This is a genomic window from Falsiroseomonas frigidaquae, assembly GCF_012163145.1.
Lineage (GTDB): Bacteria > Pseudomonadota > Alphaproteobacteria > Acetobacterales > Acetobacteraceae > Falsiroseomonas > Falsiroseomonas frigidaquae.
Map to the genome: position 1 here is coordinate 237,664 of NZ_JAAVTX010000008.1, position 22,391 is coordinate 260,054.

At 70.3% G+C, this 22,391-nt stretch carries 19 protein-coding genes; 5 read left to right on the top strand and 14 right to left on the bottom strand.

Annotated elements, in window-relative coordinates; translation table 11 throughout:
• The first annotated feature begins 60 nt into the window (after positions 1–60).
• Positions 61–525, top strand: coding sequence for a hypothetical protein (locus tag HB662_RS26065; protein ID WP_168054462.1), 465 nt, complete (start codon positions 61–63; stop codon positions 523–525).
• On the opposite strand, the gene add is transcribed toward HB662_RS26065, so the two are convergent.
• Positions 512–1,588: an adenosine deaminase gene (add, locus tag HB662_RS26070; protein ID WP_168054464.1), complete on the bottom strand. Its 1,077-nt coding sequence runs from the start codon at positions 1,586–1,588 to the stop codon at positions 512–514. The two genes, HB662_RS26065 and add, sit on opposite strands and share 14 nt — an antisense overlap.
• Positions 1,588–3,150, bottom strand: coding sequence for an ABC transporter substrate-binding protein (locus tag HB662_RS26075; RefSeq protein ID WP_168054466.1), 1,563 nt, complete (start codon positions 3,148–3,150; stop codon positions 1,588–1,590). The genes add and HB662_RS26075 overlap by 1 nt, the downstream gene beginning before the upstream one ends.
• Before the next feature lie 142 nt (positions 3,151–3,292).
• Here HB662_RS26075 and HB662_RS26080 point away from each other — a divergent pair, with 142 nt between their 5' ends.
• The 3 genes from HB662_RS26080 to HB662_RS26090 all read left to right on the top strand — a co-directional run bounded on the left by HB662_RS26080 (position 3,293) and on the right by HB662_RS26090 (position 7,239).
• Positions 3,293–4,333, top strand: a complete 1,041-nt coding sequence (locus HB662_RS26080) for an L-idonate 5-dehydrogenase (protein WP_168054468.1) — start codon at positions 3,293–3,295, stop codon at positions 4,331–4,333.
• Positions 4,334–4,559: 226 nt separating this feature from the next.
• A complete protein-coding gene (gene ggt, locus HB662_RS26085) occupies positions 4,560–6,254 on the top strand; it encodes a gamma-glutamyltransferase (RefSeq protein ID WP_168054470.1) in 1,695 nt (564 codons plus the stop codon).
• A gap of 19 nt (positions 6,255–6,273) precedes the next feature.
• The gene (locus HB662_RS26090) at positions 6,274–7,239 is read left to right on the top strand and encodes a 2-hydroxyacid dehydrogenase (RefSeq protein WP_168054472.1); all 966 of its coding nucleotides are present in this window, start codon (positions 6,274–6,276) and stop codon (positions 7,237–7,239) included.
• A gap of 102 nt (positions 7,240–7,341) precedes the next feature.
• Here the strand turns inward: HB662_RS26090 and HB662_RS26095 are convergent, their stop codons facing one another.
• The 11 genes from HB662_RS26095 to HB662_RS26145 form a co-directional block, all read right to left on the bottom strand.
• The gene (locus HB662_RS26095) at positions 7,342–8,154 is read right to left on the bottom strand and encodes a creatininase family protein (RefSeq protein WP_245185913.1); all 813 of its coding nucleotides are present in this window, start codon (positions 8,152–8,154) and stop codon (positions 7,342–7,344) included.
• A 13-nt stretch (positions 8,155–8,167) separates the two neighbouring features.
• Entirely contained in the window at positions 8,168–9,142 is a 975-nt protein-coding gene (locus HB662_RS26100; RefSeq protein WP_168054474.1) for an ABC transporter ATP-binding protein, read from the bottom strand.
• Positions 9,139–10,959: a dipeptide/oligopeptide/nickel ABC transporter permease/ATP-binding protein gene (locus tag HB662_RS26105; RefSeq protein ID WP_168054476.1), complete on the bottom strand. Its 1,821-nt coding sequence runs from the start codon at positions 10,957–10,959 to the stop codon at positions 9,139–9,141. Before HB662_RS26105 ends, HB662_RS26100 begins: the two co-directional genes overlap by 4 nt.
• On the bottom strand, positions 10,956–11,906 hold the full coding sequence (locus HB662_RS26110) for an ABC transporter permease (protein WP_168054478.1): 951 nt from the start codon (positions 11,904–11,906) through the stop codon (positions 10,956–10,958). Before HB662_RS26110 ends, HB662_RS26105 begins: the two co-directional genes overlap by 4 nt.
• On the bottom strand, positions 11,906–13,438 hold the full coding sequence (locus tag HB662_RS26115) for an ABC transporter substrate-binding protein (RefSeq protein WP_168054480.1): 1,533 nt from the start codon (positions 13,436–13,438) through the stop codon (positions 11,906–11,908). The genes HB662_RS26110 and HB662_RS26115 overlap by 1 nt, the downstream gene beginning before the upstream one ends.
• An 85-nt stretch (positions 13,439–13,523) precedes the next feature.
• A complete protein-coding gene (locus tag HB662_RS26120) occupies positions 13,524–14,585 on the bottom strand; it encodes an ABC transporter ATP-binding protein (protein WP_168054482.1) in 1,062 nt (353 codons plus the stop codon).
• Positions 14,582–15,382, bottom strand: a complete 801-nt coding sequence (locus HB662_RS26125) for an ABC transporter permease (RefSeq protein WP_168054484.1) — start codon at positions 15,380–15,382, stop codon at positions 14,582–14,584. Before HB662_RS26125 ends, HB662_RS26120 begins: the two co-directional genes overlap by 4 nt.
• Positions 15,382–16,563, bottom strand: a complete 1,182-nt coding sequence (locus HB662_RS26130) for an ABC transporter permease (RefSeq protein WP_168054486.1) — start codon at positions 16,561–16,563, stop codon at positions 15,382–15,384. Before HB662_RS26130 ends, HB662_RS26125 begins: the two co-directional genes overlap by 1 nt.
• The gene (locus HB662_RS26135; RefSeq protein ID WP_168054488.1) at positions 16,560–17,582 is read right to left on the bottom strand and encodes an extracellular solute-binding protein; all 1,023 of its coding nucleotides are present in this window, start codon (positions 17,580–17,582) and stop codon (positions 16,560–16,562) included. The genes HB662_RS26130 and HB662_RS26135 overlap by 4 nt, the downstream gene beginning before the upstream one ends.
• Before the next feature lie 15 nt (positions 17,583–17,597).
• Positions 17,598–18,548, bottom strand: a complete 951-nt coding sequence (locus HB662_RS26140; protein WP_168054490.1) for an aminotransferase class IV — start codon at positions 18,546–18,548, stop codon at positions 17,598–17,600.
• Between the two features lie 45 nt (positions 18,549–18,593).
• Entirely contained in the window at positions 18,594–19,298 is a 705-nt protein-coding gene (locus HB662_RS26145; protein WP_168054492.1) for a hypothetical protein, read from the bottom strand.
• A gap of 108 nt (positions 19,299–19,406) precedes the next feature.
• Here HB662_RS26145 and HB662_RS26150 point away from each other — a divergent pair, with 108 nt between their 5' ends.
• Complete coding sequence (locus HB662_RS26150) at positions 19,407–20,381, top strand: Bug family tripartite tricarboxylate transporter substrate binding protein (protein ID WP_168054494.1); 975 nt, start codon at positions 19,407–19,409, stop codon at positions 20,379–20,381.
• Positions 20,382–20,441: 60 nt separating this feature from the next.
• Here the strand turns inward: HB662_RS26150 and HB662_RS26155 are convergent, their stop codons facing one another.
• Positions 20,442–22,211 (bottom strand): DEAD/DEAH box helicase, encoded by a 1,770-nt coding sequence (locus HB662_RS26155; RefSeq protein WP_168054496.1) that lies wholly within the window; start codon positions 22,209–22,211, stop codon positions 20,442–20,444.
• Positions 22,212–22,391: the final 180 nt, after the last annotated feature.

A 22,391-nucleotide genomic window follows, 5' to 3' on the forward strand; every position in this document is an offset into this window, starting at 1 on the left:
CCATCTGGGCTGCCCGTCCACCGGCGCCGCATGAAGGTTGTCGAGCGGAACGCTGAGAGATTGACGCTGGAAGACCGGCCGGTCTTCCTAGGCGTCTTCATGGCCGTCTTCATCTTGGGCTTTGCCTGGCGGGGTATCTCGGACGCGCTGGCCGGGGATCTGGAAACGGCCATCGGCACGCTGGCGCTCGCCATCGGCATGACCGCGCTGACTTTCGGCGTGCTGATCGAGGTCGTCCAACTCCGCTTCGACCGCGTCGAGGGCCTGATCCGCCTGCGCCGGATCAAGGCCAGTGGTACCAGGGAGGAGAGCTTCCCCCTGGCCGAACTGCATGGCGCGGAGATCGAGAGCCGGCGCGCCGCCGGCTCCGGCAAGCGGCGGCAGTCCGCCACCCATCGCACGGTGCTGGTTCTGGGGGCGGACCAGCGCCGCGTGCCGCTGTCCCGCACCTTTGCCCAGGGCCGGCAGGCAGAGATCACCGCCGAGGCGATCAACCGCTGGTGGCGCCCCGTCAGCGACGGGTGACGGCGAGGTCCAGCGCCCGGTCCTCGGGGTCCAGATCTCGCTCCAGCGCATCCAGCGCCGCGGTGAACTCGGCGCGCAGCGCGGCCTTCTCCACCTCCGGCAGCCAGGATCCCTCCAGCCCCGCCAGGCTCAGCTTCCGCGCCTCCGCCACGCCCCAGCCGAGATCGGCGAAGACCGTGCGCCAGCTATGGCCCATGGTGGTGCCGAAGATGGTGGGGTCGTCCGTGCCGAGGCTGATGTTCAGACCGGCATCGAACATCGCCCTGATGCGCTGGCGGCGCGGGGCGCGGTTCCATTCCATGCCGGACCAGCATGCCATGGTGAAGGGCACCTGTTCCTGCGCCGCGCGGGCCACCACGGCGGGGTCAGCCAGCATGTTGTAGCCGTGGTCCAGCCGGTCGCAGCCCAGCATGTCCCGGCACAGGGTGAAGTGCATCGGCGGCGCCTCGAACAGCGCCTGGTTGTCCTCGCAGACATGGGCGGTGCGGCGGTAGCCATCGCGGCCCGCCTGGCGCCAGGCCTCGACCCAGAGATGCGCGGGGCCGGCGCGCTCGGCGCCGTCCAGGCCGATGCCGATCACCTCCGCCCGCTTCCACTTGGCCATCCATTCCAGCATCTGCAGGGATTCGGAAGGCAGGCAGACGCTGCGGTCGATGCAGGCGATCAGCTTCGCCGAGACGCCATAGGTCGCCTGCCCGCGCGCGAGACCTTCCAGCAACCCGTCCACGATCTCCGGATAGGTCACGCCGTTCGGGGAGAAGTAGTGCGGGTTGAAGAAGATCTCGGTGTGGCGGACATTGCCGTGGCGGTGCAGGTCCTCGATGCATTCGAAGGCAACTCGGGAAAATTCCGCCGGGGTCCGCACCGCCAGCGCGCCAAGCCGGAGGATGTCGAGGAACTCATAGAAGGTCTCGAAGTGGTACATCTCGGCGGCGGGCTTCGGCAGGCGCACGCCGTTCTTCGCGGCGAGCTCGTCCAGCGTCTCCGCCCGGATCGCGCCGGCGATGTGCAGGTGCAGCTCCACTTTCGGCACGGCGTCGAGATAGTCCGAGAAGGACAGCATCAGCGGCGCTCCAGGTTCCACAGGAACATCGCCGGGCCGCGCAGCACGCCGTGGAGGTCGGACCGCCAGGCGCTGGCCGCGGTGAACTGGCCGAGCGGCATGTAGAAGCCATCCTCCGCCGCCAGCCGGTGGATCTCATCCGAGATGCGCTTGCGCGCGGCATCATCCTGCGCGCGCGCGAATTCCCGCCGCAGCCGCTCCACCTCCGCATTCTCCGGCCACCCCGCAAACCCGCCGACACGACCGGCGCCGTTAACAAAAGGGTTCAGCAGCGGGGACTGCATGTCAGGCACCGTGTTGGTGGTGTGCGCCAGGTTCCAGCCCTCCTGCCGCGCGCGGCGGCCGAAATAGGTGTTCAGGTCCATGCTCTGCAGATCGACGTTGAAGCCGAGCTGCGTCAGCAGCCCCTGCGAGACCAGGCCCAGCGCCGCGATGCCCGGCGCATCGGCCGGGTGGATGATGGCGACGGGGCGGGACAGGTCCGCGCCGCTCTCCCGCAGCATCCGCCGAGCGGCCTCCAGGTCGGTCGCCGACGGCATGCCGGCCGTGGTCTCCAGCGGCGTGCCGCAGCCGAACATGGACCGGCATTCACGGGCATATTCGGGCCGCCCGGCGACGGCCGCCAGGTAGTCCGCCTGGTTCACCGCCAGCATTACGGCACGCCGCACCTGCGGGTTGTCGAAGGGCGGGTGCAGGTGGTTGAAGCGCAGGATGCCCTGGTAGCCATAGGGGGAGACGGTGGCGACCGTCACCGCGCGGTTCCGCTCCAGGATCGGCAGCACATCGGCGGGCAGGCGTTCCACATAGTCGATCTCACCCGTGGTCAGTGCGCTGACCTGGGTGGAGACATCCGGCATGGCGAGCAGTTCGATGCGTTCCATCCGCGCCACCTTGCCGCCGCTGGCCCAGACCGCGGGCTCCGGCCGGGGACGGTAGGCCGCGTTGCGGGTGACGACGATGCGATCCCCGGGGCGATATTCCTCGGCCACGAAGCGATAGGGGCCGCTGCCCATCACCTCCGTCACCGGCCGCGTCGGCGGCGTGGCGGCAAGGCGCGCGGGCATCATCATCGGCACCATGGCGCCGGGCTTGCCGAGGGCCTGCAGCACCAGTCCGAAGGGCTCGCGCAGCACCAGGCGGAAAGTCTTCGCGTCCACCACGTCGAGGCTGGCGCTGGCGCGCATCATCGCGCCACCCAGCGCGTCCCGCGCGCCCCAGCGACGCAGGGATGCCACGCAATCCTCCGCCGTGACGGCGCTTCCATCATGCCAGGCAAGGCCGTCACGGAGGACAAAAGTCCAGGTCAGGCCGTCCGCGCTGCGCTCCCACCGCTCCAGCATCTGCGGCGTCGGCTCCCACCGGTCATTCACCGCGACCAGCGTGTCGAAGACCAGGTAGGCGAAGTCGCGGGTGGTGAAGCTGGTGGTGAAGTGGGGGTCCAGCACCGTGGTCAGCGTCTCCGGCGCCACGCGCAGGGTACGGGCGCGGTCGGGCTGCTGCGCCACGGCGGGCGTGGCGGCCAGCAGCGCGGCGGCAAGTAGGGAAAGGACGGGACGCGGCATGGCGCGGTTCTCCTGGTATCGAGGGTTTTTGCGCTGGCGCTTTGCGGCGAACCTGACGCCTGGCCCCGGCACCGTCAATGCGGGCGAAGCTTGATCGCGGGCCGCTAAAGCCCCAAGCATCGGAGCATCGGGAGGACCAGACATGCTGCCGGCCAAGGCCATCATCATCCACGCCGCGCGCGACCTGCGCGTGGAGGAACGGGATTCCACGCCGCCCGGCCCGGGCGAGGTGGCGGTGCGAATCCGCCAGGGCGGCATCTGCGGGTCCGACCTGCACTACTACCTGCATGGCGGCTTCGGCGTGGTACGGGTGCGCCAGCCCATGGTGCTGGGGCATGAGATCGCCGGCGAGGTTTCAGCATTGGGCGACGGCGTCGCCGGGCTGGCTATTGGCGACAAGGTGGCGGTCAATCCCTCCCTCCCCTGCGGCGCCTGCCGCTACTGCCTGGCGGGGCAGGCGCAGCATTGCCTCGACATGCGCTTCTACGGCAGCGCGATGCGGATGCCGCATGTCGATGGCGGCTTCCGGCAGCACCTGGTCTGCGATGCGACCCAGGCGGTGAAGCTGCCGGCCGACATGCCGTTGCAGCGCGCGGCCTTCGCGGAGCCTCTGGCCGTTTGCCTGCACGCGGCGCGCCAGGCCGGGCCGTTGCTGGGCGCGCGCGTGCTGATCACCGGCGCCGGTCCCATCGGCATGCTTTGTCTATTGGTGGCGCGCCATGCGGGAGCAAGGCAGGTGGTGATGACGGACCTTGCGCCGAAGCCGCTGGCCCTGGCCCGCGAATTGGGGGCCGATGCCACGCATGACCTGCGGGCGGAGCCGGAGGCGCTGGCGCCCTATGGCGCGGACAAGGGCACCTTCGACGTGGTCTTCGAATGCGCCGGCAGCGGCCTGGCGCTGGCGGGTGCCATCGCCGCGGCACGGCCCGGGGCCACCATCGTGCAGGTCGGCATCGGCGGCGATGCCTCCGTGCCGCTGAACACGCTGGTGGCGAAGGAGATCACGCTGCGCGGCACTTTTCGGTTCCACGATGAATTCGCGCTGGCGGTGGATGCCCTGGCGCGTGGCGCGATCGACCCGATGAAGCTGCTGACGGAGGTGGTGCCGATGGAGGATGCGGTGGCCGCCTTCGACCTCGCCGCCGACCGATCCCGCGCCATGAAGGTGCAGTTGGCGCTGTAGGGCCTGTGGACGGTTGGGGCCGGGATGCGGCCGGCGAGGGATTTTTCGGGCTGGGCAGGAAGACAGCGAAGCCGATGGCAGTCCATCGGCGAGCATGGCTGACGCACCCAGCGCGGAAAATCACCACCGGACGCGCCCGCGGCCCGGCCGTCCACAGGCCCTACCCCCCTTCCCGCATCCGCCATCGCGGACCAGACTGCGCGGCGTGCAGCAGATGGGTCCGGCGATGGCATCGGTTTCGGTAGGGCGGAACGGCTTCCCCCTCAATCTGGAGAAGACGCCCGCCACCGGGTCCCGCGGGGTGGTCACCAGCAACCACCCCATGGCCTCCGCCGCCGGCGCGCAGGTGCTGCTGGAGGGCGGCAATGCGGTGGATGCCGCCATCGCCACGCTGTTTGCGCTGACGGTGGTGGAGCCGATGATGGTCGGCATCCTCGGCGGCGGCGTCGGCCATGTCCGCATGGCGGATGGGCGGCACGCCGTGGTCGATGGCCTGTCCACCGCACCGGCCGCCGCCACACCCGACATGTATACGCCGCGCACCGACGTGCCGCCGGAGGAGCGGGAGGTGGAGGGCCGCACCAATGCCATCGGTGCGCTTTCCGTCGCCGTGCCGGCCTCGCTGCGCGGCTGGGCGCAGACGCTGGCGCGCTTCGGCACCTGGTCGCTGGCGGATGTGATGGCGCCGGCCATCCACCTCGCCGCGAACGGCTTTCGCGTCACGCCCTACCTCTCCGACTGCATCGGCGATGCCGCGGCGGACCTTTCCCGCGACACGGACCTGGCGGCGCGCTTCCTGCCGGGCGGCGTGAAGCGCGCGGCCGGGGAACGCCTGGTCCAGGGCGCCTATGCGGAGACGCTGCGCGCCATTGCCAAGCACGGCCCGGACCTGCTGCATGACGGCGCGCTCGGCGGGCTGGTGGCCGATGCGCTGGCCAGCGCGGGCGGCATCATCACCCGCGACGATTTACGCGCCAGCCGCCCCATCGAGCGCGCCCCGATCGGCGCGCAGTATCGCGGCTACGAGGTCTTCGCCCCGCCGCCCCCGGCCTCCGCCGGCGTGCATGTGGCGCAGATGCTGAACGTGCTGGACGGCTTCGACATCGCCGGCATGGGCTTCGGCACGGTGGAATCCTGGCACCTGGTGGCGGAGGTGCTGAAGATGGCCTTCGCCGATCGCGCGGTGGCCACTGCCGACCCGGATTTCGTCTCCGTGCCGGTGGAGAAGTTGACCTCCCGCGCCTATGCCGATCTGCGCCGCGCGGAGATCGACCTGGCGCGGGCGCAGGCCTGGGCGGCGCATCCCTCGCTGGGGGAATCGAACTGCACCACGCATCTGACGGTGGCCGATGCGGCGGGCAATATCGTCGCCACCACGCAGACCATCAACGCGCTGTTCGGCGCGCGCATCGCGATCCCCGGCACCGGGCTGATCGCCAACAACTACATGCACAATTTCGACCCGCGGCCGGGCCTCGCTTTGTCCGTGCAGCCGGGCAAGCGGGTCTATACCTCCATGGCGCCGACGATAGCGCTAAAGGATGGCAAGGCCGCCTTCGCGCTCGGCCTGCCGGGCGGGCTGAAGATTTTTCCGTCTGCCTTCCAGGCGGTGCTGAACCTGATCGACCATGGCATGACGCTGCAACAGGCCGTGGAAGCGCCGCGCATCTGGACGCAGGGCCTGGCGCTGGAGCTGGAGCCGGCGGTGCCGGACGCAGTTGCGGCAGCGCTCGCCGCGCGCGGCCATGCGGTGCGGCGCGTCGCGACGATCGGCGGCGGCATGAACGGCATCGCTTTCAACGACGACGGCACGATGACGGGCGCCGCCTGCTGGCGCGCCGATGGATCGGTGGTGGCACTGGGCGGCGGGCTGGCACGAGCCGGCGTGCGCTTCGTGCTGGAAACCGCGAAACCTGTTTGACCCTCCCCAGGATCGAGACATGACCCAGAAGATTGCCCTGCTGCAGCCCATCGCCGGCGAGATGGCCGAGATCATCCAGTCCCTGCTGCCCGAGGGTTTTTCCGCCACCGCCGTGAAGGGCCGCAGCGTCGAGGATCTGAAGGCCGAGGTCGCCGATGCCGACTATGCGCTGTGGTGGGACGTGCCCGTGCCGGCGGAGGTGCTGGCCGCCGGGCCGAAGCTGAAGCTGCTGCACAAATGGGGTGTGGGCATCGACAACATCGACCTGGACTATTGCCGCCAGCACGGCATCCAGGTGGCGCGCACCACCGGCAGCAATGCGGCGCCCGTCGCGGATTTCACCATCGGCCTGATGCTGGCCTTGGCGCGCCGCATCGTGCCCGCGCATAACAGCACCGCCGCCGGCGGCTGGGCGAAGAACGAGGTGTGGAAGCAGTCGGTGATGCTGACCGGCAAGACCGTGGGCATCATCGGCCTCGGCGCCATCGGCAAGGGCGTCGCGAAGCGGCTGCAGGGCTTTGATTGCCGCGTGCTGTACTACAGCCGCACCAGGCTGCCGGAGGATCAGGCGCGTGCGCTGGGCGTCGAATACCGCGCGCTGGACGATCTGCTGGCGGAGGTCGACTTCCTGTCGCTGAACTGCCCGCTGACGCCGGAGACCGCCGGCATGATCAACGCGGCGGCACTCGCAAAAATGAAGCCGAGCGCGATGCTGATCAACGTCGCGCGCGGCGGCGTGGTGGTGGAGGCGGATCTCGTCGCCGCGCTGAAGTCCGGCACCATCCGTGCCGCGGCGGTGGATGTCTTCGACCAGGAGCCGCCGCCCGCCGACCACCCGCTGCTGCACATGGACAACGTGATCGTCACGCCGCATTGCGCCAGCACCGCCTACGAGAACAGCCGCCGCAGCATCCAGCACTGGCTGGGCAACATGGTGCGCGTTTCGAAGGGCGAGCCGATCCCGGAGCAAGACAGGGTGGTGTGAATCTCCCTCCCCCGCAGAGCGGGGGAGGGTCGGGGTGCGGGCTAGGCGCGTGCAAACCCCCACCCAACCCTCCCCCGCAAAAGCTGGGGAGGGCTCAGGGCATCACTGCTTCGCGTAGTGGTGGCAGAAGCCCGCGCCGATCTCCGTCAGCCGGTCCGCGATCAGCTTGCCGCTCTCCGCGCTGCACAGCCGCGGATCGCCCGTGCCGAGGCCGTTCGGGCTGACCGCGTCATACTCGATCGGCACCGTCACCTCCGCCCCCTGGAAGCTCAGCGAGCCCCAGCCCTGGAAGGGCAGGCCGAGCGCAGTCGGGTTGCCGCTGCGCGGTTCCGGGATCAGATCCGTGCGGATGCGCTCGGGGAACAGGTGCATACCGAGGCTCGTCAGCGGATCGGCGCCGTGGCTGGACACCGCCTTCGCCTTCTCCGCACCCAGCAGCTTCGGCATCTCCGCATAGGCGATGCGCCACAGATACAGCGCCGGGATCACCAGCCCGGTCTTGTGCATCACCGCGCGCGTCGCCTCGTTCACCACGTTGACGTTGCCGCCGTGCCCGTTGATGACGATGAGCTTCGTCAGCTTGTGCCGCAGCAGTTCCCCGAACATCTCGTCCAGCACCGCCCGGAAGGTGGCGGCGGACAGCGCGATGCCGCCGGGCATCGGGCCGAAGAAATCGCCCTTGCCGAAGGGCAGCACGGGCGCGACCACGGTGCGCGTGCCTTCCGCCGTGGCGCGCAGCGCGATCAGCTCGGCCATCTTCTCGGCCAGGAAATAATCGCCCATCGGCGCATGAGGGCCCTGGTCCTCGTGGCTGCCCATCGGCAGCAGGATCACCGGGTTCTGCGGATAGAGCGTGCGGGCCTCGTCGCCCGTGATCTCGCCCATGCGGACTTTCGTCGGCGATATCTCAGTCATGCTGGCGGGTTCCTCAGTTGATCTCATCGGCACGGATGCAGGCGACACGATGCGCCGCGCTGCCGAATTCGCGAAGGGGGGGCACGGTCTCCGCGCATTCGGGCCGGGCATGACGGCAGCGGGTGCGGAACACGCAGCCGGACGGCGGATTGGTCGGGCTGGGCGGCTCGCCCGGCAGGATTTCCCGCGTCAGCCGCCGTGCCGGGTCCAGCATCGGCGTCGCCGAAAGCAGCGCACGGGTATAGGGGTGCGATGGCCGGGCAAAGACCTCCGCAACCGGCCCCTCCTCCATGACCCGGCCGAGATACATGACGATGACGCGGTCACACAGGTGCCGCACCACCGGCAGGTCGTGGCTGATGAACAGCATCGCCAGGCCAAGGTCGCGCCGCAGCTCCGCCAGCAGCTTCACCACCTGCGCCTGGATCGAGACATCCAGCGCCGAGACCGGCTCATCCGCCACCAGGAAATCCGGGTTCGTCGCCAACGCCCGCGCGATGCCGAGCCGCTGGCGCTGACCGCCGGAGAATTCATGCGGATAGGCGCCGAGCCGCTGCGGATCGAGCCCGACGCGCACGAACATCTCCGTCAATTGCGCGCGCCGTTCGGCGGCAGAGAGGTTCGTGTGGATCGCCAGCCCATCCTCGACCTGCGCGCCGATGGTGCGTCGGGCATCCAGGCTGCCGAAGGGGTCCTGGAAGACGATCCCCATGCGCGCACGCAGCGCCCGCCAGGCGGCGCTGCCGGGCTTCGGCAGCGCCTGGCCATCGAAGCGCACCGCACCGCCCGTGGCGGCCAGCAGCCCCAGCAGCAGGCGGCCCAGCGTGGATTTGCCGCTGCCGCTTTCGCCGACCACCCCCAACGCCTCGCCCCGCGCCACCGTCGCGTCCACGCCGGCCACCGCCCGCACCGGGCGGCCGCGGGCGAGGATGCCGCGCGGCGCGAAGCTCATCTCGACTTGCTCGGCGACAACCAGCGGCTCGCTCATGCGCTCAGCTCCCGCCAGCGCACGCAGCGCACCGCCTGGCCTTGAACCTCCTCGAGCGGTGGCGGCGTTTCGCAGGCCGCGGTGGCGAAGGCGCAACGCGGCGCGAAGCGGCAGCCGGGCGGCCAGCGGTCGGGGCGCGGCACCACGCCCGGAATCCCCTCCGGCTCCGCATCGCCATCCGGCACGGCGGCCAGCAGCGCGCGCGTATAGGGGTGCAGCGGTCTGGCGAAGACCTGGTCCACCGGGCCGCGCTCCACCACCTGCGCCGCGTACATCACCACCACATCCTCGGCCACTTCCGCGACCACGCCGAGCGAATGGGTGATGAGCACCAGGCCCATCCCCTCCTCGCGCCGCAGTTCCGCCAGCAGGTCGAGGATTGCGGCCTGCACGGTCACGTCCAGCGCCGTGGTCGGCTCATCCGCGATCAGCAGGCGCGGCTTGTTGGCGATGGCCATGGCGATCATCACCCGCTGCCGCATGCCGCCCGAAAGCTCATGCGGATAGGCGCGCGCGCGCCGTTCCGGGTCCGCGATGCCGACGCGCTTCAGCAGCGCCACCGCTTCCGCGCTCGCCTGCGCCGCCGGCACCTCGCGATGCGCGCGGATCGCCTCCGCCACCTGGTCGCCGACGCGATGCACCGGGTTCAGGCTGCTCATCGGGTCCTGGAAGACCATCGCCATGGCACCGCCGCGCAGCTTTCGGCGCGCGTCCTCCGGCATCCGCAGCAGGTCCTCGCCATCCAGGCGCGCGACGCCGGCCGCGACACGCGCGGCCGGTGGCAGCAGGCCCATGATGGCGGTGGCCGCCATGGATTTGCCGGAGCCGCTCTCGCCCACGATCGCCAGCGTGCGCCCGGCATCGAGCCGGAAGCCGAGGTCATCGACCGGCCGGATGATGCCGCCGGGCACTGCGATCTCCACCGTCAGCCCCTGCACATCCAGCAGCGGCTGCGGCGCGGCGGGGGCCGGGAACAGGCCGGGCAGCAGCCGGTCCACCAGCCGCAGCTTCGGGGCGCCGCCGCCGCCGCGCTTGTCCGCCACATCACGCACGGCGTCGCACAGCAGGTTCATCGCCAGGATGGTGATGGTGAGCGCCAGGCAGGGCCAGAGCAGCAGCATCGGCGCCTGTTCCATGGTGGCGCGCGCACCGCGAATCATCAGCCCCCAGCTCGGCGTCGGCGGCACCACGCCAAGGCCGAGGAAGGACAGCCCGCTTTCCAGCACCACGGCGGAAGCCACCGCCAGCGAGACCTGCACCAGCACCGGCCCGGCGATGTTCGGCAACACGGTGCGCAGCAGGATGCGCGGCGTGCGGGCACCCAGCGCGCGCACCGCTTCCACGAAATCCTGCCCGCGCGCCGAGAGCACCTCCGCAAAACTCACGCGGATGAAGCCCGGCAGGTACAGCACGGACAGCACCAGGATCAGCGTGCCCGTCCCCGGGCCGAGCAAGGTCACCACCAGCAGCGCCAGCAGCACCGGCGGGAAGCACAGCACCACATCCGCGCCGCGGATCGCCAGCACCTCCACCAGCCCGCGGAACCAGCCGCCGAGCAGCCCCAGCGCCGTGCCGATCACCGCCGCGATGGCAGCCGAGGCGAAGGCCACCGCGAGCGAGGATCGCGCGCCCCAGATCAGGCGGGACATCACATCGCGCCCGAACTCGTCCCGCCCCATCGGGCTGCCGGGCACATAGGCCGCCAGGCGGTTCGCCACATCCTGCCGCACCGGGTCCATCAGCGGCAGCAGCGGCGCCAGCGCCGCGATCAGCACGATCAGCCCGACGATCGCCGCCGGAAACCACAGCCGCCTCATGAACGGGTGATCCGCGGGTCGAGGGCGGCGTAGATCAGGTCCATCGCCAGGTTGATCAGCAGGAACAGGCCGGAGACGGTGATGACGATGCCGACCACCATGGGATAATCCCGCGCCTCCACCGCGCGCAGCAGCGGCGTGGACAGGCCGGGCCAGTTGAAGACGTATTCCACCAGCACTGTGCCGCCCAGCAACGTGCCCATCTGCAGGCCGAGCACCGTGGTGACCGGGATCAGCGCGTTGCGCACCACATGCCGGCGCAGCACGCGCTGCGGCGTCAGGCCCTTGGCGCGCGCCGTACGGACATGGTCGCGTGACAGCGCATCCAGCACGGAGGCGCGGGTCATACGGAAGATGGTCGCCGCCAATCCTTTCGCCACGGCGATGGCGGGCAGCGACAGCAGCACCAGGTGGCGCACGGGGTCATCCGCGAAGGGGGTGTAGCCGCCCGCCGGCATCCAGCGCAGCCATTGCGCCAGCACCAGGATCAGCAGCGTGCCGAGCACGAAGACCGGCACCGCCTGCAGCACCGCGGCGAGCGCGGAGGCCGTGCGGTCGAAGGCGCCGCCCTGGCGCACCGCGGCGAAAGTGCCGGCGGGCAGCGCGATGGCCACCGCCAGCAGCGTGCCCGCGACGATCAGTTCCAGCGTGCGCGGCAGGCGCAGCGCGATCTCGGCCGCCACCGGATAGTCATCGACCAGGGAGGTGCCGAGATCGCCGCGCGTCAGGCCCAACAGGAAGGCGCCATACTGCTCCAGGATCGGCCGGTTCAGGCCGAGCCGTTCGCGCAATTCCTGGATCGCATAGGCATCCGGCATGGCGCCGCCGGTGGACAGCAGCATCTCCGCCGGATCACCCGGCACCATGTGCAGCGCGAGGAAGACGATGGTCGCCACCACCCACATCAGCAGCAGCGACAACCCGATGCGTTTTGCCAGCCACCACATCAGCCGAACGCCGCGAACTCCAGCAACGCCCCCGATGAGGTGGTGAGCGCCCCCGGAAGATTGGCGAAGCCCGAAATGCGGCGGTCATAGCCATAGCCCTGCTCGCGCCAGGCCAGCGCCACCACCGGCACTTCCTCCAGCGCCGCGCGCTGCATGTCCTTGTAGATCTCGATGCGCTTCGCCGTGTCGAATTCCGTGCGGCCTTTCGCCAGCAATTCCACCGTGCGCGGCGTGGAAAGGCGGAAGGAGCGGCCATGCGCATCGGACAGTGAGGTATCCAGCACAACCGTGAGCCCGTCCGGATCGTTGAAATCAGCGGAGACGCCATGCACCGCGATGTCGTACTGCCCGCGGATGCCGGCGGAGACGCGGGTGGACCAATCCGTCAGCCGCAGCTCCGCCTGGATGCCGATGGCGGCGAGGTATTGCTGGCTGATCTCGGCACTGTCCTTGTGCATGCCGAATTGCGACGTCGCCAACAGCGTGGTGGCGAAGCCATTCGGATAGCCCGCCTGCACCAGCAGCGCCTTCGCCCGTTCCGGGTCGTAGGCATGGCCCTTGGCGAGTTCCGCGTCGTACCAGGGCGTGCCCTCGACGATCGGCATGCCCTCGATCGGCCGGCCACGGCCGGAGAAGGCAACGCGGACGATGTCCTCCCGCTTCACCGCATGCGCCACCGCGCGCCGGACCAGCGGGTTGTTGAAGGGCGGGCGGGTGCCGTTGAACAGGATGTCCATGAACGGGCCCATCTGCGCATCCAGCTTCAGCCGCGGGTCGTTCTCCACCGCCGCCATGCCGGACCAGGGCACGTATTCGATCATGTCCACATCGCCGGATTGCAGCGCGGCGAGGCGCAGGTTCTCATCCGCATAGATGGTCATGCGGATCACCGGCGTGCGCGGCAGGCCGGGCACCCAGTAGTTGTTCGCCTTCTCCAGCTGCAGCCAGGTGCCGCGTTCCTGGCTTGCGACGCGATAGGGGCCGCAGCCCACCGCATTGGCCATGTCGCGCGACCCGCGCCAGACGATCGCCATGTTGTAGTTGGCGAACCACAGCGGCGCGGTCGCGCTGGGTGCCTTCATCACCAGCCGCACCGTGTGCGTGTCCGGCGTCTCCACTCGCTCGATCTGCTGCATCTGCGTGCGGTAGTAGGCGGTGGAGCGCTCGGCGGCGATCTGCTCGATGCACCACTTCACGTCTTCCGACGTCACCTTCTCCCCATTGTGGAAGACGGCGTCGGTGCGCAGCTTGAAGATCCAGGCACCTTCCGCATCGCGGGAGTATTCGCTGGCGAGCTCGCCCTGCAATTCGCCCTTCTCGTCGAAGCGCATCAGGCGGCGATGAATCAGCATCTTCACCGTACCGGCGGAGGCGCCGGTGGAGGGCCAGGGCTGCAGGTTCGGCGGCCAGGCGGACAGGCCCATGCGGATCACGCCCGGCCGCTGCTGCGCGCGCGCCGGATTCGTCAGCAGCGGCGCGGCGCCGAGGCCGGCGGCCGCGCCGAGCAGGGTGCGTCGGGTGAGATGGGGCATGGGTTTTCCCTTCGAAGGGTGCAACGCAGCAGGTTTCACCACGAATGCCACGCGTGATGGCGTGACCTGTCAAGCGCAAATCCGCTCAGGCGGGAAACACCATGACGGAAGCGATGGGGATGGCGAGATCGATGACGCTTCCCGGCTGCGGCACCGCCTCCTGCCGCGGCAGTTTCACGACAAAATCCGTGCGGCCTGCATGCATCAGGCGCAGTCGCGAATGGTCGCCGAGATAGACCACCTCCTCCACCCGCGCCCTTGCCGCATTGGCCAGGCCCTGCGCGGCGGGGCCGAGCATAACGCGTTCCGGCCGGATGGAGAGCAGCACGGCCATGCCCGGCGGCAGGCCATGCGGCGCAGCCTCCAGCGTGCTGCCATCCTCCAGCCGCAGCCGCGTCGCATCCAGCACCCGGGCGGACAGGCGGTTGTTTTCGCCGATGAAGCCGGCGACGAAGGGGTTGGCGGGGTGCTCATACACCGCCTCCGCCGTGCCGAGCTGCTGGATCCGGCCACTATTGAAGACGGCGATGCGGTCCGACAGCGTCAGCGCCTCCGCCTGGTCATGCGTGACATAGACCATGGTGACGCCGAGCTGCGCGTGGATGCGGCGGATCTCTGCCTGCAGCTCCTCCCGCAACTGTTTGTCGAGCGCGCCCAGCGGTTCGTCCAGCAGCACCAGCTTGGGTTCGAAGATCAGCGCGCGGGCCAGCGCCACGCGCTGCTGCTGGCCGCCAGAAAGCTGCTGCGGGCGGCGGTCGCCGAAGCCGGGCAGGCGCACCATCTCCAGCGCGCGCTGTGTGCGGGTCGCGATCTCCTCGCGCTTCATGCGGCGGATGGACAGCGGGAAGGCGAGGTTCTCCGCCACCGTCATATGCGGGAACAGCGCGTAGTTCTGGAACACCACGCCGATGCCGCGACGATGCGGCGGCACCGTGTCGATGCGCGTACCCTCCAACTCGATGCGGCCGGAGGTGGGATCCTCGAAGCCCGCCAGCATCATCAGCGTGGTGGTCTTGCCGGAGCCGGAGGGGCCGAGCAGGGTCAGGAACTCCCCGCGATGCACATCAAGGTTCAGCTCCTCCACCACCTTCGCGCGGCCGTCATAGCTTTTGGACACGGCGCGGAAGCGCACCAGCACATCGGTCATGGCTGCGTCTTCCGTGTGCTGCGCAGCCGCAGCGCCTCGCTGGCCAGCAGGAAGATCAGCGAGCAGAGGAACAGCAGCGTCGCGGCGGCCAGGATGGTGGGCGTCAGGAATTCCCGCACGGAGGCATACATCTGCCGCGGCAGGGTGAACTGTCCCGGCCCGGCCAGGAACAGCGTGATGACGAACTCATCCAGCGAGGTGGCGAAGGCGAAGACCGCGCCGGCGGCGATGCCGGGCCAGATATTCGGCACCACCACGCGCAGGATCGCGGCCCAGGGCGGCGCGCCGAGCGAGGCGGCGGCGCGCAGCAGATTGGCGTCGAAGGTCTGCAAGGTGGCCAGCACCGCCATCAGCACGAAGGGCACCGCCACCACCGTATGCCCCAGCACCAGCCCGGCCAGCGACCCCGCCAGCCCCGCCAGCGAATAGGCGAAGTACATCGAGGCGGCGGTGACGATGTAAGGCGTGACCAGCGGCAGGGTCAGCAGCGTGACCAGCAGCGCCTTGCCGCGGAAGCGCCCGAGCTGCAGCCCGATGGCCGCTGCCGTGCCGAGGACCGTGGCAAGCAATGTTGTGGCGATGGCGACGACAAAGCTGTTGCGCGTGGCCAGCACCCAGCGCCCGGCGGTCAGGAAATCCTCGTACCAGCGCAGCGACACACCGCGCGGCGGCAGCACCATCAGCTCCGTGGGGGAGAAGGACAACACCACCACCGCCAGCATCGGCGCCATCAGGAAGGCCAGCACCAGCGCCGTGGTGCCGCGCAGCAGCCGGCGCGCCAGGGGATGGTCGCGCATCAGGCGCGCGCCCCGGCCTGCACCGTGCCGCCGGTCAGGATGCGGGTCAGCGCGATGACGGCGCCGCTCATCGCCAGCAGATAGGCGGACAGCGCCGCGGCCATGCCCCAGTTCACGTCGCGCGTCATGAAATTGGCGATGAACCAGGTCACCATCTGGTCCCGGTCACCGCCAACCAGCGCCGGCGCCGTGTACATGCCGACCGCCAGCAGGAACACCATCGCACCCCCCGCCGCGACGCCGGGAAGGCTCAACGGCAGCCACACCCGCAGGAACCGCTGCACGCCATTGGCGCCGAGGGACGCCGCGGCGCGCAGATAGGTGGCATCCAGCCGCGTCATCACGCTGTGCATCGGCAGGATCGCGAAGGGCAGCAGCACATGCACCAGCGCCAGCACCACCGCGAGGCGCGTGCCGAGGATCTGCGCCGGCGCATCCAGCAGGCCGAGCCCGACCAGCGCCCCATTCACCGGCCCCTCCCGCTGCAGCAGCACGAACCAGGCGGTGGTCCGCACCAGGACGGAGGACCAGAAGGGAATCAGCACCAGCGTCAGCGCGACGGAAGACCAGGGCGCGCGCAGCCGCGCAATCGTATAGGCCACCGGATAGGCCAGCAGCACGCAGATGGCGGTCACCAGCAGGCTGACCCAGAGCGTGCGCAGGAACAGCGTCTGGAACAGTCTTTCTTCAATTGCCACCTGCGAAACCGCGCCATCCGGGCCGCGGGTGAAATCCATCGCGCGCAGCAGATACAGCGAGGTGAAGGGCCCGCCGGCGCGTTGCAGCATCAGCCAGGCGTCGCGCTGCCCCCATCGCGCATCCAGCGCGACCAGCGATTCGGCATAGGGCGCGCGCAGCCTGTCGCCGGCGCGGGCGGTGCGCAGCAGCAGCGTGCGCAGGCCGGTGCGTTCGAAATTCATCCGCTGCGCGACATCGCCGATGCGCCGCGCCTCCAGCACCGCCGCCAATTCCCGCGCGACGGCGGCGAAGGCCACCTCCGGCGGCAGCCCCTGCCCGTCCCAGCCCGCCAGCACCGCGCGTGTATCCGGCAGCGCCACCGCCACCTCCCGGTCCGCCACGGCGCGGAACAGCGTCAGTCCCACAGGCACCAGGAAGCTGCCGAGGATCAGCAGCAGCAGCGGCGCGATCAGCAGCGCCGCCAGCCAGTTGGTTCGCCTCAACGGTTCAGCCAGGAGGCGAAGCGCTGCTCCAGGTCCGGGCCATGCTCCAGCCAGAACTCGGTATCGATCTCCAGCCCGCCGGCGGTGTGGTTGCTCATCATCAGCGGGTTGCGGGCGCGCACATCGGGGTTCTCGGCCACCGCCTGCGTCACCGGGTTGATCGGCCAGAGCCTGGTCAGCTCCAGCAGCGGGGCCGGGCTGGTGATGTGCTCGATCAGCCGCATCCCTTGCGCCGCATTGGGCGAACCGCGCACCACCGCCCAGCTGTCATAGGCGTAAAGCAATGTGGACCAGCGCAGGTTGTAGCGCGCACCGGCACGGATGCCGTTGGCGACGCGGCCGACGAAGCCCACGGCGTAGGCGACCTCCCCGCTGTTCACCAGTTCGATCGGCTGCTGGCCGCCGGTCCAGAAGGTCACATGCGGGCGCAGCCGGTCCAGCGCGGCGAAGGCGCGCTGCTGGCCCTGGGGCGTCGCCAGCACCTTGTAGACATCGGCGGGCGCCACGCCATCGCCCATCAGCGCGATCTCCAGCGTCATCCGCGCGCCGCGGCGCATGCTGCGGCGGCCGGGGAAGCGGGCGGTATCGAAGAATTCCACGAAGTTCGACGGCCCATTCGGGTGCCGCGCCTCGTCGTAGAAAACGGAAACGCCCCAGCCGATGGCGCCCGCGCCGCAGGTGGTGGCACCGCCCGGCATGAACTTCCCGCGGTCCACCACGGACCAGTCGATGCGCTCGAAGATGCCGTCCTCGCAGCCGCGCACCAGGTCCGGCGCCTCCACCATCACCACGTCCCAGGTGACGTTGCCGGCCGCGACCATCGCCCGGATCGGGCCGACATTGTAGTCATAGGCCGTATCCACCACCGGCCCGCCGGGGAAGGTCGCGAACAGGGTGCGCCGCATATGGTCCTGCAGCGCGCCGCCGCCGGCCACGATGGTCAGGTCGCGCGCCAGGGCCGGCACGGCGCAAAGGCCGAGCGCGAGGGCGACAAAGGGGGCTAGCAGGCGCCGCATCATCTGGGTCTCCATGCGTCAGGGGGGCGGGATGCTGGACACCGGGGTGATGTGCCAGCCCGCATTCTTCCTGGCGTAATAGGTGTTGAGCAAGCGCGTCGTGATGGGCCCCGGCCGGCCATCGCCGATCGGCGCACCATCCAGCCGCGTCAGCGGGAACAGGCCGCAGGATGTGGCGGTCAGGAAGGCCTCCGCCGCGCCGGAAAGCGCCTCCGGCATCAGCCTGCCATAGCGGGCCGGGATGCCGATCTCGCCCGCGATCTCGAACATGGTGCGGCAGGAGATTCCCTCCAGCACCCCGGCATCGGGGGACAGCAGGGTGCCATCGATCACCGCCACCACGTTGAAGCCAGGCGCTTCGGCCACCGCGCCATCGGTCGCGCAGAGGATGGGCACTTCGTAGCCGGCATCCTTGGCCAGGAAGGCAGCGCGGACGAAATCGCCCCAATGGGTGTTTTTCCACACCGGGTTCACCGCGCTGGCCGGAATCCGCGCCACGTCGCGCACCAGCATCGCGTTCTGGCCGCGCCGCATCTCATCGGGCTGGCCACGCAGGACCAGCGGCGTGACGGTGGCGAAGAAGCGGTTGGTGGAGGCGGTGGGGTCGCGCGTGCCGGGCACCGCCGTGCCGCGCGTGCAGGCGAAATAGACCAGCGCATCCGGCAGGCCGCTGCGCCGCACGAGGTCCGCCAGCAGCCGGCGCATCGCATCCCGCGTCATCCCCGCATCCAGCCGCAGCCCGGCCAGGGAGGCGAAAAAGCGGTCCAGATGATCCTCCAGTCGGAAGAACCCGCCCTGCCAGACATGCACCACGTCATAGGTCATGTCGGCATACATCAGGCCGAGGTCGCGGACCGGGATCTTCGCATCGGCCAGCGGCACCACTTCGCCGTCGATGTAGCCGAGGGCACGGCTGAAATCGGCGTTCTCCACGGTCAGGTGCGTGGGAACCTGCATCGCCTCGGCCATCGGGCACTCCTCGTCCGGCAGCATAGGAAGCCGCCGCGCGCCGCGTCAAACAGGCGGCTTGAAGGCCCCCTGCCCTGCCACCTCCGCCCAGGCCTGGAAGGCGGGCGAGGGCGTGACGCGGCCGGAGCGCAGCAGGTCGAGCCAGGCGGCGGTCGCCTTGACGAAGCGGTTCACGCCGCGCGGCCAGATCGCCAGGCTCATCGCCTCCGCCATCCGCTTCTCATCCACCTCCAGCGCATAGGCGGATTCCAGCGCGACGCCGAGGCCCCACATCTCCTCGCAGGCCGTATGCACGCCGATCAGCGCGAGGCGCGCCAGGCCGGGCGAAAGCGGCGTGCCGGCCAGCAGCGCGTCGCAGCCTCGCAGATATTCCGCCGCGGCCGGCAGGGCGGGAAACTGCCCCTGCCAATGCGTGGCGAAGCAGGCATAGCGCGGCGCGCCCGCGGCCCAGCCCACCAGGCGGAACACCGCTGCCGCCAGCGCGTCGTCACCGCCTGCCAGGCGGAATTTGTGCAGGTGATGGGTGCCGACCGGTTCCTCGCAGGCGGCGAGGATAGCGAGCCACGTCACCTCCTTCTCCAGCGGCGCCAGATGGCGCTGTTCCAGGGTCAGCGCGCGGTACATCGCCTCATAGCTCTGGTGCAGTTCCGGCAGAGCCGCGGCCATGGCACCGTGATGCGGCAGGACGAAGCCGCGCGCGGCACGGATGGCCTCCAGGGCACGGCGGATGTCTTCGGGGCTACGGTCCATGCCGCGATCCTGGGAAGCGGTGCGGGTGCGGTCAACCCGGCGGGGCTGGCGCCAGCCTCGCGCTTGGGGTCAATATTGTCCTGTCAAACAGGCCCCATGAGGTTGAACATGCTCCGTCGCCACGCCCTTGGCTTACTCGCCGCACCCTTCCTGTTGCCGCGCGGGGCCACCGCCCAAGCCGCCTGGACACCCACCCGGCCGGTGACGCTGGTGGTGCCGTTCCCGCCCGGTGGCCCCACGGATCTGGCAGCGCGGGTGGTGCAGCAGGGCATGTCCGCCGCACTCGGCCAGCCGGTGGTGGTGGACAACCGGCCGGGCGCGACCGGCGCCATCGGGTCCCGCTACGTGGCGCAGCAGCCGGCCGATGGCCATACGCTGCTGGTGGCGGCGAGCGGCACGCTGACCATCAACCCGGTGGTGATGCGGACGCCGGGCTACGATGTGGAGAAGGATTTCGTGCCGGTCACGCTGGTGATGACGGCGCCGAACATGCTGGTGGTCCACCCCTCGATCCCGGTCCACAACGTGGCGGAGGTGGTGGCCTGGATGAAGACCATCCGCGGCGGCCCGGCCTATGCCTCCTCCGGCGTCGGCTCCTCGGAGCAGCTGGGCATGGAGTTGTTCAAGCTGCTGACGGGGACGGAGGCGATCGCGGTGCCCTTCGCCGGCGGCCCGGCGGCGGCCACCGCCGTCATCCAGAACACCGCGCCCTTCGCCGTGCTGAACGCGGCGACGGTGGGAACGCATGTGCAGGCCGGGCGCCTGCGCGGCATCGCCATCTGCGGCCCGAACCGCTTCCCGCAACTGCCGGATGTGAAGACCATGGCCGAGCAGGGCCTGCCGGACCACGTCTCCGGGTCCTGGACTGCCATCGTCGCCCCGGCCGCAACGCCGGAGCCGGCGCTGGCGCGACTGAACGAGGTGATCGTGGCCGCGCTGAAGACGCCGGAGGTGACGGAGCGCCTGGCCCGCGTCGGCTTCGCGGTGGATGCGACGTCGCGGCAGGCGCTGGGCAAGCTGCTGGCGGATGACCTGGCGCGCTGGCGGCGCGTGGTGCGGGAAGCGCGGATCGAGGTGAACTGACAGGGGGGGACGAGAGCCCCCACCCAACCCTCCCCCGCAAGTGCGGGAGAGGGCTTTGCATCACGGCTGCGGGCGGCGCTTGGGGCCGGCGTAGGGGGCGCGCGGCTTGTCGCCGCGCGGCGGGCCGCGATATTCGCGAGGCGGCCCCGGCGGCCGTTCCGGCCGCGGCGAACCAGCCGGCCGTTCCGGCCGGGGCGGCGCCGGGCGGTCACGCTGCGGCTCCCGCGGCGGGGCGCGGCTCGGCGCCGGGGCATGCGCCATCGGCTCGATGCGGATGCGGTCGTCATCGTCGCCGGAGACCCGTTGGGCGGAGGCGGCGAAGCGGGCGGCGGCCCAGGGGGCGATCTCGACGCGGGTCTCGCGGTCCATCACCTCGATGCGGCCCACTTCCTTCCGCGTCAGGTCGCCCTTGCGGCAGATGAAGGGCAGGATCCAGCGCGGGTCGGCTTGGTCGTGGCGGCCGATGGACAGGCGGAACCAGACGCCTTCCCCACCCTGGTCGCGTGGCGCGCGGGGCGCCGGCGGCGGCGGGGCGGACAGTTCCTCGGGCGCCGGCAAGGAGGATCGCAGCGCCTGGAACAGCGCGGCGGCCACCTGGTCCGGCGTCTTGTCGGCCAGCAGGGCGCGGGCGAGGTCCATGTCGTCCTCATCCGCCACCGCATCCACGGCGGTGCGGGCCTGGGCGGCCAGGCGCTCGCGGTCCTTGGCACGGACATCCTCGGCGGTCGGCGGGCCGGACCATTCGGCCTGGATCCGCGCATTGGACAGCAGGCGCTCCGCCAGGCGGCGGCGCGTATGGGTCACCAGCAGCACGGCGACGCCCTTGCGGCCCGCGCGGCCGGTGCGGCCCGAACGGTGCTGCAACGTTTCCTTGTCGCGCGGCAGCTCTGCGTGGATCACCAGGCCAAGGTCGGGCAGGTCGATGCCGCGGGCGGCGACGTCGGTGGCGACGCAGACCCGGGCGCGGCGATCGCGCAGCGCCTGCAGCGCGCGGTTGCGCTCCGCCTGCGTCAGCTCGCCGGAGAGCGCCACGGCGGAAAAGCCGCGTTCGGAGAGGCTGCCATGCAGCCGGTTCACCTGCTCGCGTGTATTGCAGAACACCAGCGCGCCGCCGGATTCGTACCAGCGCAGGGCATTGACCACGGCGGCCTCGACCTCCCGCGGCCCGACCAGCATGGCGCGATAGGCGATATCGCCATGGCGCTCGCCCTCCACAGTCGCCGCGATCCGCAGCGCGCCGCGCTGGTAGGACGCGGCAAGCGCCACGATCTCCCGCGGCACGGTGGCGGAAAACAGCAGCGTGCGGCGGGTTTCGGGCGCGCCTTCGAGGATGGCTTCCAGATCGTCCCGGAAGCCCATGTCCAGCATCTCATCCGCCTCATCGAGCACGGCGGCGCGGAGCTGGGACAGATCCATGTTGTTGCGGTCGAGGTGGTCCCGCAGCCGCCCGGGGGTGCCGACGACGATCTCGGCGCCCATGCCCAGCGCACGGCGATCGGCCCGCACATCGGTGCCGCCGACGCAGGCGAGGACGCGGACATGGGTGCCGGAATAGAGCCAGGCCAGCTCTTCCCGCACCTGCATCGCCAATTCGCGGGTCGGCGCGATCACCAGCGCCAGTGGCAACTGGCTGCGGCCGGCGGACAGCACCTGCTCGGCGATGGCAAGGCCAAAGGCGACGGTCTTGCCGGAGCCGGTCTGCGCGGAGACCAGCAGGTCGCGCCCGGCGGTTGCGGGATCCAGCACGGCGGCCTGGACGGGGGTGGGTTCGGCATAGCCGCGCTCGGCCAGGGCCTGGGCGAGACGCTCGGGGAGATCGGGAAAGGGCATTGTGACGGGTGTCTACCCCATACGGACCTGGCGCGCACCAAATCCTGCACTGCGGGGCAGCATGGCTGCCCCGCGCCGCCTAGGCTCTGCACTCATAAAGCTTGCGGCGCGGCGGCCAGGTTGATTCAAGGCTCCTGATTGGTGGGAGCCTTGGGATGGCGCGGTTTGACCTGGCGGACG

Excerpts from the sequence above, each read along its gene's own strand:
- add (WP_168054464.1), bottom strand. The coding sequence starts at position 1,588 with ATGCTGTCCTTCTCGGACTATCTCGACGCCGTGCCGAAAGTGGAGCTG.
- HB662_RS26075 (WP_168054466.1), bottom strand. The coding sequence starts at position 3,150 with ATGCCGCGTCCCGTCCTTTCCCTACTTGCCGCCGCGCTGCTGGCCGCC.
- HB662_RS26080 (WP_168054468.1), top strand. The coding sequence starts at position 3,293 with ATGCTGCCGGCCAAGGCCATCATCATCCACGCCGCGCGCGACCTGCGC.
- ggt (WP_168054470.1), top strand. The coding sequence starts at position 4,560 with ATGGCATCGGTTTCGGTAGGGCGGAACGGCTTCCCCCTCAATCTGGAG.
- HB662_RS26090 (WP_168054472.1), top strand. The coding sequence starts at position 6,274 with ATGACCCAGAAGATTGCCCTGCTGCAGCCCATCGCCGGCGAGATGGCC.
- HB662_RS26095 (WP_245185913.1), bottom strand. The coding sequence starts at position 8,154 with ATGACTGAGATATCGCCGACGAAAGTCCGCATGGGCGAGATCACGGGC.
- HB662_RS26100 (WP_168054474.1), bottom strand. The coding sequence starts at position 9,142 with ATGAGCGAGCCGCTGGTTGTCGCCGAGCAAGTCGAGATGAGCTTCGCG.
- HB662_RS26105 (WP_168054476.1), bottom strand. The coding sequence starts at position 10,959 with ATGAGGCGGCTGTGGTTTCCGGCGGCGATCGTCGGGCTGATCGTGCTG.
- HB662_RS26110 (WP_168054478.1), bottom strand. The coding sequence starts at position 11,906 with ATGTGGTGGCTGGCAAAACGCATCGGGTTGTCGCTGCTGCTGATGTGG.
- HB662_RS26115 (WP_168054480.1), bottom strand. The coding sequence starts at position 13,438 with ATGCCCCATCTCACCCGACGCACCCTGCTCGGCGCGGCCGCCGGCCTC.
- HB662_RS26120 (WP_168054482.1), bottom strand. The coding sequence starts at position 14,585 with ATGACCGATGTGCTGGTGCGCTTCCGCGCCGTGTCCAAAAGCTATGAC.
- HB662_RS26125 (WP_168054484.1), bottom strand. The coding sequence starts at position 15,382 with ATGCGCGACCATCCCCTGGCGCGCCGGCTGCTGCGCGGCACCACGGCG.
- HB662_RS26135 (WP_168054488.1), bottom strand. The coding sequence starts at position 17,582 with ATGATGCGGCGCCTGCTAGCCCCCTTTGTCGCCCTCGCGCTCGGCCTT.
- HB662_RS26140 (WP_168054490.1), bottom strand. The coding sequence starts at position 18,548 with ATGGCCGAGGCGATGCAGGTTCCCACGCACCTGACCGTGGAGAACGCC.
- HB662_RS26145 (WP_168054492.1), bottom strand. The coding sequence starts at position 19,298 with ATGGACCGTAGCCCCGAAGACATCCGCCGTGCCCTGGAGGCCATCCGT.
- HB662_RS26150 (WP_168054494.1), top strand. The coding sequence starts at position 19,407 with ATGCTCCGTCGCCACGCCCTTGGCTTACTCGCCGCACCCTTCCTGTTG.
- HB662_RS26155 (WP_168054496.1), bottom strand. The coding sequence starts at position 22,211 with ATGCCCTTTCCCGATCTCCCCGAGCGTCTCGCCCAGGCCCTGGCCGAG.